At 49.1% G+C, this 12,513-nt stretch carries 10 protein-coding genes and 1 pseudogene; 4 read left to right on the plus strand and 7 right to left on the minus strand.

Features of this window, described 5'->3' with window-relative positions; genetic code table 11:
- Positions 1 to 28 precede the first annotated feature (28 nt).
- The 4 genes and pseudogenes from Bovatus_RS23615 to Bovatus_RS25100 all read left to right on the plus strand — a co-directional run.
- Positions 29 to 424, plus strand: coding sequence for a plasmid mobilization protein (locus Bovatus_RS23615; RefSeq protein ID WP_004302121.1), 396 nt, complete (start codon positions 29 to 31; stop codon positions 422 to 424).
- Positions 421 to 1,653, plus strand: coding sequence for a relaxase family protein (locus Bovatus_RS23620; protein WP_004302123.1), 1,233 nt, complete (start codon positions 421 to 423; stop codon positions 1,651 to 1,653). The genes Bovatus_RS23615 and Bovatus_RS23620 overlap by 4 nt, the downstream gene beginning before the upstream one ends.
- 11 nt (positions 1,654 to 1,664) lie before the next feature.
- On the plus strand, positions 1,665 to 2,267 hold the full coding sequence (locus tag Bovatus_RS23625) for a hypothetical protein (protein WP_004302125.1): 603 nt from the start codon (positions 1,665 to 1,667) through the stop codon (positions 2,265 to 2,267).
- Between the two features lie 112 nt (positions 2,268 to 2,379).
- Positions 2,380 to 2,541 (plus strand): annotated as a pseudogene (locus Bovatus_RS25100) (transposase); the annotation flags it as partial.
- 36 nt (positions 2,542 to 2,577) lie between these two features.
- Here the strand turns inward: Bovatus_RS25100 and Bovatus_RS23630 are convergent.
- The 7 genes from Bovatus_RS23630 to Bovatus_RS23660 form a co-directional block, all read right to left on the minus strand.
- The gene (locus Bovatus_RS23630; RefSeq protein ID WP_004302129.1) at positions 2,578 to 3,207 is read right to left on the minus strand and encodes a cysteine peptidase family C39 domain-containing protein; all 630 of its coding nucleotides are present in this window, start codon (positions 3,205 to 3,207) and stop codon (positions 2,578 to 2,580) included.
- Between the two features lie 25 nt (positions 3,208 to 3,232).
- On the minus strand, positions 3,233 to 5,596 hold the full coding sequence (locus Bovatus_RS23635; RefSeq protein ID WP_004302130.1) for a hypothetical protein: 2,364 nt from the start codon (positions 5,594 to 5,596) through the stop codon (positions 3,233 to 3,235).
- Positions 5,597 to 5,812: 216 nt separating this feature from the next.
- On the minus strand, positions 5,813 to 7,522 hold the full coding sequence (locus Bovatus_RS23640; RefSeq protein ID WP_004302133.1) for a fimbrillin family protein: 1,710 nt from the start codon (positions 7,520 to 7,522) through the stop codon (positions 5,813 to 5,815).
- 22 nt (positions 7,523 to 7,544) lie between these two features.
- Entirely contained in the window at positions 7,545 to 9,347 is a 1,803-nt protein-coding gene (locus Bovatus_RS23645) for a fimbrillin family protein (RefSeq protein WP_004302135.1), read from the minus strand.
- A gap of 34 nt (positions 9,348 to 9,381) precedes the next feature.
- Complete coding sequence (locus Bovatus_RS23650) at positions 9,382 to 10,269, minus strand: fimbrillin family protein (RefSeq protein WP_004302137.1); 888 nt, start codon at positions 10,267 to 10,269, stop codon at positions 9,382 to 9,384.
- Positions 10,270 to 10,289: 20 nt separating this feature from the next.
- Positions 10,290 to 11,177 (minus strand): hypothetical protein, encoded by an 888-nt coding sequence (locus tag Bovatus_RS23655; protein WP_004302139.1) that lies wholly within the window; start codon positions 11,175 to 11,177, stop codon positions 10,290 to 10,292.
- Between the two features lie 16 nt (positions 11,178 to 11,193).
- Positions 11,194 to 12,294, minus strand: coding sequence for a DUF3575 domain-containing protein (locus tag Bovatus_RS23660; RefSeq protein WP_052588045.1), 1,101 nt, complete (start codon positions 12,292 to 12,294; stop codon positions 11,194 to 11,196).
- Positions 12,295 to 12,513: the final 219 nt, after the last annotated feature.

Here is a 12,513-nt window from a genome sequence, read left to right on the forward strand (position 1 = left end):
ATCCCATTTTAATCAGAGACAAGGACAAATGAGAAAGAAGAAAATCATAAGGAAACCGCCTACGGAAGTCCACACCTACCGATGTACGAAAGAAGAGCTGAAGCAGCTCCATACGCTTGCCAAGGAGTGTGGAATTAGTCTGAGCCGCTATGTCGTTGAGACTGGCTTGAAGCACCGTCCACGCATGAGGCTCACCAAGGAAGAGGTGGACGCTCTCAACTCTCTCGCCATCGCAAGGACGGATTTGATAAAAATCAGCAACGTGTTATCCAAGAAAACGGCTGAGGAAAAGGCTCGGTTCTTCAAGAATGAGAAGTTCATGCGTTGGTGGATTGATGCCGTTGCAGGACTTATACAACATTGGTATAGCATTGAAGAGAATATCGCAACAAACGTACAGACCAAATCAAAGGAGGATTCATGATTATGCTCGCAAAGGTAGTATCGTATGGAGGCAATTCCGTAAGGTACGCATTGGAAAAGGAGAATGCAAAGACGGTCAAGGTGAACAATATGCCCGATGGTCTTGACCCTACCGCCATCTGGTACATGATGAAGCATCATTGCCAGTATCATCAGGCGGAAAGGACGGTGGGCAGAAAGTTGGAAAGGTTCATGACCACTTTTGTACTTTCCCCATCAAAGGAGGAATCTGCCAACTTCACGATGGAAGATTGGGCAAACCTCCAAGACGAAGCATTGGAAGTTTTGGATTCTGTTGGACTTACGCCCAACGGTTTCTCCAATGAGATAAAGACCAATTTCACCAATTCAATGAATTTGGGCGGATTGCACTCTGATTCCAAGTCGGGAACGCTGCACCTTCACATTGATTGTTGTCGTGTGGATATGGAGGGTAACACCAACGATGTACATGATATTCATCTTCGGGCAATGAAGGCTGCGGAAATCATCAATATGCGGCATGGATGGGAACAACCGCAGGAGATTCGGAATATGCGGAAAGTTGAGCTTGCGGAGGATTGCGAACATACTCTCAAAGATATGCAACAGTTCAACATAGACAGATACTTCAATCTGTTGCGCATGAAAGGCTATGAGGTAAAGCCACGCTACGACAAACAACGGAAACTTGTCGGCTATACTGTCGGCAAGAATGCTTCCGTGTTCAAGGCTTCTGAGATTGGCAGAAAGTTTATGGCATCAAAGATTGAAGACACCTGGATGAAACTGCACCCAAAACCTACACAAGTCAAGACAAAGCCTGTTTCTCCATCCGTTGCTCCTGCGCCTCGCCCAGTTCGTCCTGTCGTTCAGACTCCAACTGCATCACAACCAAAGTCGCAACCTCAAATTACACAAACGGCATTCAACATCAATACTGGCGATGAGGTCAAGAAGATTTGGATTCCGAACTCTGTCAAAGATGTCTTTACTAATGAGGTTCAGGTTCCAGAGGATAATGATATAGCGACAACAGAGAATGTCGCTCATGTAGCAATGCTGTTGTTTGCAGGGTATATTGACGCAGCCACTTCCATGTCGGAGTCATGTGGCGGTGGCGGTTCCGCTCCCTCTTCTTGTTGGGGCAAGAAGGACGATGAAGATGACTGGAAGTTTGCCCACCGTTGCGCACAGATGGCTCATTCCATGTGCAAGCCTAAACCACGCAGCAGAAGTTTCCACCGATAAATCAATGAAATATGGCAATCAGAAAAAGCAAGATAAACATAGACACAGAAGAAAGATCTGACTTCGACAACATGTTGAATGATGTCGAAAACGAGGTTGAGGAGCAGCAAGCTGAGGAGGGACTTGTAAACCGTGTTCCTGAGTTGAAGCGGTTGAGTGAGGACATTGACAAGGCTACAAACACCTTCATCAATGCCACACTTGAACTGGAATCTGCCATTCAGCAGTATCAGCGTGCAGAAGTAAAATTAGGTGGTGCTGTGACTACTATCAGCAAAAAGGTTGATACCATCAATCGGCACATAGACAAAGTCTTGGATAATGCTCCCACGAAATTAAAGGTGTCTGTAAATGTCAATGATGCTGACTGGCAGAAAATCCAAGAACTGTTTGCCAAAGAACGCCAATGGATGACCGCACAGATGCAGACGCATATCCGTGAGGTCAATTCCATGTTTGCTGATGAACGGAAAAAAGTCCGTGAACGATACAAAGAATATGATGGCTGCTATCTCGGTCACTATGCCCAGTGGTTCTTCTGGTTTTTCTTCACGTTTGGTATCTTTGTGGTTGCAGGAGGTGTTGGAATGATAATTGCGCAGAACTATACATGAGATAGACGAGTTACTGCCTAACATTAAGTTTGCACTTAAAGTTAGGCGATTACTATTATTATCTCGATAACCAATCAACCAATTTTATTGCCTTCTTCGTGTCATAATGTTAAGAATGATGCTGCGCAAGAGATACATTATCGAAACCATAAACAATATGTTGAAGAACATGGCGCAGATTGTACATTCGCGTCACAGGTCTGTGAACGACTTTATCATGAACCTTATTTCTGCCTTGGGAGCATATGTTACTACAATGGCGGTCATGCAATAATGACCGCCATTGTACTATTTCTATTAAATTGTTTTTTTAGATACAGATGTACAAGCCACTGATTACATATCCTTTTCTTAAATTTTCAATGGCTTTTCCAATCGTGGAACCATCAGAATCTTTACCTCCATCTGGGTCATAACAAACGAATTTATCTTTTTTTACATGCTTTACAGCAATCCAATGTTTATTATTTACCAAGACCAATATATACTTCCAGGTCGTTTCAGGGTAAAGGTCATCTAAAGAGTCATCTAAAGCTTGAGTTTTCATGCCCAGCCTTTTATCTGTTATTCTGCTTATTTCTTCAGATATCAAATTCTTTAAAGGACCACTTTCAAAATTTGAGCCATAACATACCGTAACGGTTCTATCTGTTACATAATCTTTAAATGCAGCGCATATCCCCGATGGCAAAGACATAAGAGTGCCGCTTAATTTATTGCCCAGCAAGTATATGCTTGCCTTAGACTCCGGATACGGTTTAATAATCTCTTTATTCTGATAGTCCTGTATCCGCATATAAACCTCTATGGGACGCGTGCCACTTCCCAGATCCACCAAGACCGCATTCAAAGCGAACCCTCCACAGAAATTATTGGGGGTTGGAAATGGAGTTATACAATGTTCAGGTCTATTCTGGTTTAATTTATTCCCAAAACACATTATATTTCATTTTTAATGGTTAATACTAAATCTGTTGTTCTGTATTATTCTTGTTCATAGCCTGGAGAAGTTTCTTGTAGTCTTCCACAAACTTAGATATAGTTACAAATCCTGCTGCCATTTCATCATCGGATATCTCGTCCATGATGGTACTCTTGTCTGCTGGTGTCGCTTGCAGATAGTAACCGATAATCTGAGGAGTGGTAATCTTGATGTTGAAACTCTTGTCCGTGGAGCTGGTGTGGATGCCAGAAGAACCGAATGAAGAACTGCTACTTTTTGCACCGCTGAAAAGCAGGAAGCCGCCGCCATGTGAGACATGCTCTTCCATGGTAGCCGAGAAGGTATTCGAGAGCTGGTCGCTAGTAACCACTTGGATGGAAATGTCTTTGGCGACGAGCATGGCCACAGGATAACAGGGTAGGATATGGCTGCGGCTCATGTCTGAAAGCCTTTCTTCTGTGATTTCACTGTAATCTTTTATTGGAGACACACGTGAGGTGGACACGTTAAACATATCCTTGGTCAAGACAAAAATCCCAGGATTAAACCATTCTCTCTCGATGCCCACTTTTGCCACATTCATTCCGACCCGAACAGACGTATTTTGGGAGTGGCATAGCTCTGCAAAGGTCGAAGAATTCGTTTCTTTCTTCCCTGAGTAACCTGCGAACCATAAACTGGCACCGTATGGGCTGTTTGAAGCAGACGAGTGGCTGTTGCTTTCCTTGTCTATCTGTGAGGCGGCTACGTCGATTAGTACCTGCGTGAATCCTTCAGGAACAATCGGTGTCTGTACGCTTTCAGTCTCTTTGCCTGAATTTACCGTTTGGGCAACTTTCATTTTCTCCAAGATTTCCTGGATTTCAGTATTAATTCTCTCCAGCTGTTCTTGAATTGGTGGAAGCAGTTGCTTGAGTTGCAGGAGGTTTTTATTTATCGCCTCTTCCAGCAAGACATTGGATAACTGTTGCGATTTAGTTATATAATCGTTTTGAAGTTTTTGGTTTTTTGACAGTATGGCTGTAATTTTATCGATCAAACTGTCTACACTTTGGTCATTTTTATCAAATTTTAATCCGCTTGCCAGTCTGCTGATGATACTATTAGGTACTCCTCCACTGAATATCGGTGCAATGGTAAATGCGGTATCAATGACAGTCTTGACACCTTCACCGTAACTGCTGATCAATTCATTTTGAGCTTTATTCAAAGCGTCCCTTGCATCTTGTGCATCATTTTTGTTTTTTTCCAGTTCTTTACTCCTGTCTTCTTCATCAATCAGATTTGTCAGATTGGAGATTTGTGAGGAAAGGGTAATCCTGCGTGAAGACAGATTACGCAATCTCATAGCCAATGACTCCGGGGAATCAAGTAAGTCGGACGGGATGAAGGATGTGTTCAGCAGTTCAAACCAGTTTGTGGGGTTGAATTTTACGGGATAGACAATGCCTCCGTCTGGAGTCAGCCTCTGAATGTTTTCCAAAATCTCTCTGGCCTGCTCCAGCTCCGCACCTGAACCGCTGTCAAGAACTCCATTGAGGATGTCCATATCGTTGGGGGAGAAGACGGATAACACTTTTGCCCGCTTTTCGTTCAATTCCAAAGATTCTCCTCTTGCAACTGCTTCATACCATTGCAAGTATTCATTGTTGTAATGAATATTGTTCTCCTCTGAAGTATCAGGATAAATTTTTCTTAAAGCTTCTTTTTTCTTGTTTTGTTTTTCAGACCATGCTCTTTCTGCAGCCACATAGTCATCATATAGGCGATAAAATACCTCCTGAAGCGTATAGCTTTTCGTATTTTCGTCACCAAAATCATAAGGATATGGGGTCAGCAGCAGCTCGCGCAGTTGATTTTTCGCTTTTGCGATTTTTTCGTTCAATTTAGGAGTTAATGTATCCAGAGCCGAACGGTACTGATATGGCAATGTCATGCCGTTATCACCGCCTGTAACGCGACAGGGATCGAAGAGCTTGTTGGCTAAACGCGATTCGTTGGCTTCCACCATCGGCCCTTTTTCCGCATTGTTTTTGTAGTCGTAGGCAAAGTCCTTGGCTGTGAGTGCTTGCCCTGGCAGGGTCAGACAAAGAAACTGATTCGGATTTTCACCTCCGATTACGCTTTCTATCTGATTGTATAGCAAGTCTATGAATGGCTCACTCGCAAGGCTTGCTCCACCATTGTCCTGTATGCTGGATTGGGAATCGCCTTTACTGTCGGATTTGGAGGCTTCATTGGAATTTGTCTTTCCTTTGGAGCCGGTATTCTCCTTTAACTTAGGAGGAGAATCATTATTAATTTCTTGAGAGTCATTTGAAACCACAGGAACAGCAGTTTCCTTTACTTCTTTTTTAGTATTCTCGGGCAAATTCTGTTCGTTCATAGTTTTTACTTTTAATTATTGATTAATACTACTCTAAGAATCATCCAATTTACTATCAATTGAATGTACGAATTTAGTTTGTGCCTGACAAAAATTTGCAGACACAACCACTCTCATTGGTGGATTCTCCGTGTGTTCCATCACGTCCTCCTTTTTTATTGGGGTTATACTTCGGTTTATGTTCGTTGCGGACGGAAATGTTCCGCCCGCAACGGCTTACTGCTTCCTCAAGGTAGGCAATGCTCCTTTAAGTTCGTAACGCCACTTTGAACCAGCGTTCTGCAAAGCGGTGTTCATGGCATCAACGGCTTTCTGCCAGGTAACGACAGAGCCGTCCACCTTCGTGGCTTCGGTGCTTTTCTTATTGTAGCCGATACCTTGTTCATGATTGTTCTTCCAATAGCAGGCGGTCATCACGTTGGCGTAGTTATTTCCCAAAAAGCCGCCGATATGTAGATAGCCAGTGCTACTACCCGTACTGGTTACGTTGCCCGTGGCATAGCAGGCAAGGAGGCTGCTTCCTGCGTTCATTCCCACCAGACCGCCGCCAGCGATATTCTTATTGGGGGCCATTTCTATGATCACGTTGCCTGTGGCATAGCAAGCGGTCAGGGTGGCACTCGAATTCGTCTGACCTGCCACGCCGCCGACATCGACCGTTCCCTTCACTGTGGCAGAGGAGCTGCATCCGGTGATGGAACCGCCTATTTGAACACCCACCACACCGCCGACATACACCGTGCCGCTGACGCTGCCCGACACCGAGCAGTTTTCAATGGTGCCCCAGCCAGATCCTACCACGCCGCCAATACTGCCGCCATATATTTGATGGCTTGTTATCTGTACGCCCTCCATCACCACGTTCTTCACCGTACCAGCTCTATTGAGCCAGCCGAACAGACCCGCATATTCGTCATTTGTCGTAAAGGTCAGCCCCGTGATGGTATGGCCGCCACCGTCGAAGGTGCCTTTGTATGAGTTGTCGTAGTCTGTGCCTATCGGCGTCCAGTCTTTGCCTGTGAGGTCAATGTCTGTGTCGAGGGTAATGTTAATGTCGCTCTTACCTCCGTTCACTAATTCGGCTATATTCATCAGACCATCGGCGGAGGTCACGGTGTAGCTGCCGTTGCTCTCTATGGTATAGCCCAGGTCTTTTGCCGCAGCGAGGGAGACGGTGTAGGTATATTCACCGCCCGCCTGCCAGTCGGTAGCATTCTTCATCTTATAAACGAAGGTCTTGCCGTTAGTGAAGGTGCAGGTAATGAAGGCCGTGCCAGCTGCCACACTTTGCGGGGCTACGATGGCGGTGTAGGTGTTGCTGCCCTTGTCATACGGGACGATTATATCCGGGTTGTCGCCTTCGGTGGAGAGACCCGTCAACTGCACGGATGCCAGCCCCTCGGTGTAGTCCGTCAGAACGATGGTCACCCGCGCCGTGCGGTGGGTGAAGCGGAGCGTGGGGCTACCGTAGGTCACCGTCTGTCCGTTGGCTACGATGAGGTCGCTGCCCTCAAAGTCTTTTTGGGTACTTTGGTTGGCTTTTACCTTTACCGCAGGCGGAGTTGTCTCGCCAGCGGTGTAGGGCCACCACGCCGTGACGGTGATGTCGTTGTGGTTGGTCCAGTAGTACGGGTCGGTGGAGGTCAGCGTGGCGCTGGTGGGGTCGGCGGTGGAGGGCGTCACGTTGTACGTCTTCACCGTGCCGTCCATCAGGACTGCCACGCTCTGCACACCCGTCCAATTGCCGTCCGCTGGGGCACGGGTGCCTACGGTGGCTGTCGCGACGGGATTCAGCCCCGTGGCGGTGAAGACGATGGGGGTGCCTTCCGCCCCTTCCGGTAGGAAGCCCGCTTCGTCCTGCGTGCAGGCGGCAAAACCGAGCAGCAGGGCGATGGCTGCGGATATATGGATAGTTGTTCGTTTCATGATGCGTGTTGTTTAGGGGTAGCTATTGTTTCTTTAGCGTGGGCAATGCTCCTTTAAGTTCGTAACGCCACTTTGAGCCTGCGTTCTGCAAGGCGGTGTTCATGGCATCAACGGCTTTCTGCCAGGTAACGACAGAGCCGTCCACCTTCGTGGCTCCGGTGCTTCTCTTATTGTGGCCGATACCTTGTTCATGATTGTTCTTCCAATAGCAGGCGGTCAAGGTAATGTAGTTATCTCCCAAAAAGCCGCCGATATGTACATAGCCAGTGCTACTACCCGTACTGGTTACGTTGCCCGTGGCATAGCAGGAAAGGAGGCTTATTCCGTCGTTGAATCCTACCAGACCGCCGCCAGAGATATTCTCTGTGCGGTCTATTTCTATGATCACGTTGCCTGTGGCATAGCAAGCGGTCAAGGTGGCACCAAAAATCGTCTGACCTGCCACGCCGCCGACATGGACCATTCCCTTCACTGTGGCAGAGGAACTGCATCCGGTGATGGAACGGTCCCTTTGAACACCCACCACACCGCCGACGCTCACCGTGCCGCTAATGCTGCCCGACACCGAGCAGTTTTCAATGGTGCCCCAGCTATATCCTGCCACGCCGCCGGCATAACCCAACCTGTGATTGCATGTTATCTGTATGCCCTCCATCACCACATTCTTCACCGTAGCGGCGCCATTATTGAAATTACCGAGATAGCCGAACAGACCCGCATATTTGTCATTTGTCGTAACGGTCAGCCCCGTGATGGTATGGCCGCCACCGTCGAAGGTGCCGGTGTATGAGTTGTCGTAGTCTGTGCCTATCGGCGTCCAGTCTTTGCCGGTGAGGTCAATGTCGGCGGTGAGGGAAATGTTAATGTCGGTCTTACCTCCGTTCACTAATTCGGCTACATTCATCAGTCCGTTGGCGTTATAGACCGTGTAGGTCTTGGTGTTGCTGTCGTAGATGTAGCCCAAATCCTCGGCTGCGCCGCTCTCGCCGCCGCCGTCAGCCCAGTTGCCGATGGTGCAGCCCTCTAACGTCAGGCCGGTGGTGTTCACCTTAACGGTATATTTATAGCGGCTGCCCGCTTCTAATACAACGTTGTTCTGCGGACGGAAGTAGAAGGTGCCGCCGCCGAGTTTCACCTTGACGAACGGCTTGCCTGCCACAACGGTCTGCGGGGCGGTCAGTGCCTCGTAGGTGTTGCCGCTTGCGTTGTAAGTCTTGATGGCGGTCGGGTTGCCGTTATCGGCTGACAGGCTCACGAGGCTCACCGTGGCACCGGCGACGCTCGTGAATCCCGTGCCGGGCTTCAGTTCGATTGTCACGCGTGCCGTGCGGTGGGTAAATTCAAGAGTCGGGTTGTTAAATTCCACCTTCCGGTTCTCAGCAGAGATGAAGTCGCTGTTCTGGAAGTCAGCCAATTTGCTTTGGTCTTCTGCCACCTTCACGGCAGGCATCTGTGTGATGTCGGCATTGTTGAAGGGCCACCATGCCGATACGGTAATCGGGTCGCGGCTGGTCCAGTAGTACGGGTCGTTCTCGCGTGAAAGCGTGGCACTCTTGAAATCGGTAGAAGCCGTTACGGTGTATTCCTTTACCGCATCGCCCATCTTGAGTGCCACGGAAGTGACGCCCTGCCAGTCGCCGTCCACAGCGGCACGGGTGGAAGGGGCTGCCAGCGGCGTTGCTTCTACGGACAATCCGGTGGCACGGATGACGACGGGGTATTCACCTTCGGGCAGACGGTTATCGCCAGCAAGTTCGTCCTGCGTGCAGGCGGCGAGGGCGAACAGCAGTGCGGTGGCTGCGGGGATAAATAATCTATGTCTCATAATTCTTCATTCTAATCGATTAATTATTAACATCCTACAGGTCAGCACCCACATCTCCACCGTCTATATCGTTCCACTTTGCAATGGTGGCTTCGCTGACTTCAAGGACTTTGTTGCGTACCTTGACGGTATAGGTATAGTTGTTGCCCGCCAGCAGTGCGCCATCGGGCATGGTGAGTGTGGCATGATATTCCTGACCTTTGTAATTCACAACCAACGGCAGGGATGCAACTGTCTGCGGGAAGAGGATGATCGATGACGTGAGATTGCCGTCTGCCAGATTCATGGTCAGTTCTCCAGTCTGTAGTCCGTTGTCTGCGGTGGCAATACCGTCGGCCGTGTTGAACGTACCGGTGAGTAACAATCCGTCCAGCGTGTAACGTTCAGGCTTGACCACGCTGAAATTCACGCCGTCGCCCGCCTCGAAGGTAAGGGTTATCTGGCTCATGCGGTGGTGGAAAGAGTTGTCTTCACCGCCTTTGGCGGTTTTGTCGGTGAAGCTTACTACCGGGTTGTTTTTGTCTCCCGTGGCTCCTGAAGCAAAGAGGAAGTCGATGGCAGGCTGGTTTTGCTGCGCCGTGGCATCGGTCGTGGCTGTGAGGATGCCTCCCGCCGCGTTGTACGGATAGTAGGCGCGGAAAGTATGGGTCTTTGCATCTTCGATATAGATAACCTTTCCTTCTGCCTCAAATTTCCCGTTTTTCAGGATGAAAGGCACGTTGCCGTACTGGGAATCGTTGCCGATGTCGGTGATGCCGATACGGTCGCCGCCAGTCCAGGTGGTTCCGCTGGCGCGGGTGGCGGGGGCGATGTTGGCGGTAAACTGGGCGGCCACGGGGTCACCGTTCAGGTTCTCGTTGTCGTTGTTGCAGGCTACCAGTGCGAGGGCGAGCGCTGCAAGTGTAAAAAATCTTGTCTTCATTATATCTATAATTTTATTATTTACAAATCAGCATTTACATCATCACCTTTCACTTCTTCCCAGCCGTTGATTTCGGCTCCGTCCACTTCCATGCCTTCGGGAGTCTCAACCAGCGTTCCGCCGAGGGTCAGCGATTTGCCCTTTCTGGTGTTGAACTCCTTGAGAGCTTCTGTGAGGTCGCTTTTCAACGTGGTGGGGCTCGGGTTGCCGTCCGCATAGCGGATTTCAGCCGTCAGCAGTTGTTCCGTACCGGTCACACCCAGCAACCGCACCGTGGCTTTCCACTTGCCGGCATCGTCACCTTCGGTTATCTTGGTGAAGGGCAGCACGACGTTTGAAGCGGCTCCGTAGGTATCGGTAGCGAAATCGAGTGTTCTGGCTGCACCCGTCAGATGGGCAACAATCTCCGTGATGCGTCCGGCGGCATCACCCGTCGGTTTGACGACAAGCGTCAGTTCGCGTACCTGCTGCTTCATTGCGGCGGTCAGCGGATAATCCTTGTCTTTCTCGATGCTCACCTGTTTCGTATAGGTGAAGAACCATCCCGGGGCATTGTTCACAAAGGCATCCGTGCCTGTCCGGTTTCCCGTGGCTGCGGCAATGGTGGCGGTGGTACCATTTACCGTGATTCCTTCAGCTGGGTTCCACACCGCAAGGGCGTAGCAGCCTGGAGCAAACAGATGGTCGGGAGCATGGGTGGTGGAAGTCTCCGTACCCGTATAGTCGCCCATGGTGACCGTCCATGTGGCAGGTATGTTGATACCCTCACCGCAGGCCGACCAGTCGGCTGTCACCGCAATTTTCCCATAGTCGGGATGCGGCGTGTCATAAAGCGCGTCCTTCACGCAGGAAGAGAGCAGCACGGCGGCTGCCATTCCTACCATATTTATATATTGTCTTGCTTTCATACTCTATTCCTCCGTATTAGAATAACTTCCATACCAATGTCACACCGGCGTTGATGGGGCCACACCAATTTTTTGTCTCGTTGCCACAGCGCACGCGCACACCATCGATGACTTCATATTTTTCGAAATCGGCATTCAGGTAGCCCAAGCCGAGGTTGAAATCAAGAGTCAGTGCCTTGTTCAGCCGTAGCTGATAGCCGGTGGTGATGCCGCCACCCATCAGGTCGCCTTGCTTGCCTGTTTCGGAGATCTTGTAGTTGAACTGTCCGGCCTTGAACATCGCACCCAAATACCAGGCTTTCTTCTCACCCATGTAATAACGTATTTCCGGAGCCACTTCCCAAAGTGCATAGCGGCGGTCCTTGTCGCTCCACGTCCAAGAAGTCCATGAGCCGTTTACGGCAATGCCACATGACGGACAGATGCGCCATTCAAGTCCTAAATCGGGTGTCAGGGTAGCCCAGCGCAACAGGTTGGCACGCAGGGAGAGATGATAATCATTTGTGATTTTGGTTCCCGACGGCGTGTCGGCAAGTGTGTTTTGTTGAGCGGTTTTCTCGGCTTCTGCCTTTTCAGCGGCAAGTCGGGCTTCTTCCGCCTTGCGCTGCTCTTCGGCAAGCCGTTCCTGCTCGGCACGCTTCTCGGTTGCCAGTCGTTCGGCTTCCGCCTTGCGTCGTGCTTCCGCTTCCGCATCCATCGCGGCTGTTTCCTTTGCGGGAACCGTTAGGCGTACGATTACAAAATCACCCCCTGTCGCATGATTGTGGGTAATGAAGTTTTCTTCCTTGATTTTCGCGCGTGTAATCAGTTCTGATTTTACTCGATTGGCACGGATCTTCGCCGTTGCAAGGTTCTCGGCTTCACCACCCAGCGAATTGCAGTAGCCGTCAACCAGTAGCGGCAACTTGCCGTCAAAAATTGTTGCTTTACTGTTTTCGATACATTCCAACAGGCGGGCAAGTTCAGTGTCATTGCCATTCCAAGGAACGTAGAACATGTCCTTCTGCGGAACGAAGCGGAAGGTGTAGGTCGTGTCTGTTTTCTGCTGCGCAATGACTGGAAAAGTTACCGTCATCAGCCACAGAAACAAGGTAAGAAAAGTGATTTTTCTGCTCATATAAACTTGCATTTATTATCTTTGTCCTCTCCAAAGATAATAAATGTCATTCTATGCCCAAAAGATTAGAAAAACTTTTGCTGTAAAATTTTATAAACAATGTCGTTTGAGCATCTTTTTGTCGAATTAGCACTTTTTTGAATTGTCGAATTAGCACTTTTTTGTCGTTTGAGCACTTTTTGGAAATGGGTTTCTGTGACCTTTTCCGATGTTTTTTAC

The organism is Bacteroides ovatus (assembly GCF_001314995.1).
GTDB lineage: Bacteria > Bacteroidota > Bacteroidia > Bacteroidales > Bacteroidaceae > Bacteroides > Bacteroides ovatus.

Coding starts and splice junctions, on each gene's coding strand:
- Bovatus_RS23650 (WP_004302137.1), bottom strand. CDS start 10,269: ATGAAGACAAGATTTTTTACACTTGCAGCGCTCGCCCTCGCACTGGTA.
- Bovatus_RS23660 (WP_052588045.1), bottom strand. CDS start 12,294: ATGAGCAGAAAAATCACTTTTCTTACCTTGTTTCTGTGGCTGATGACG.
- Bovatus_RS23655 (WP_004302139.1), bottom strand. CDS start 11,177: ATGAAAGCAAGACAATATATAAATATGGTAGGAATGGCAGCCGCCGTG.
- Bovatus_RS23620 (WP_004302123.1), top strand. CDS start 421: ATGATTATGCTCGCAAAGGTAGTATCGTATGGAGGCAATTCCGTAAGG.
- Bovatus_RS23635 (WP_004302130.1), bottom strand. CDS start 5,596: ATGAACGAACAGAATTTGCCCGAGAATACTAAAAAAGAAGTAAAGGAA.
- Bovatus_RS23645 (WP_004302135.1), bottom strand. CDS start 9,347: ATGAGACATAGATTATTTATCCCCGCAGCCACCGCACTGCTGTTCGCC.
- Bovatus_RS23630 (WP_004302129.1), bottom strand. CDS start 3,207: ATGTGTTTTGGGAATAAATTAAACCAGAATAGACCTGAACATTGTATA.
- Bovatus_RS23640 (WP_004302133.1), bottom strand. CDS start 7,522: ATGAAACGAACAACTATCCATATATCCGCAGCCATCGCCCTGCTGCTC.
- Bovatus_RS23625 (WP_004302125.1), top strand. CDS start 1,665: ATGGCAATCAGAAAAAGCAAGATAAACATAGACACAGAAGAAAGATCT.
- Bovatus_RS23615 (WP_004302121.1), top strand. CDS start 29: ATGAGAAAGAAGAAAATCATAAGGAAACCGCCTACGGAAGTCCACACC.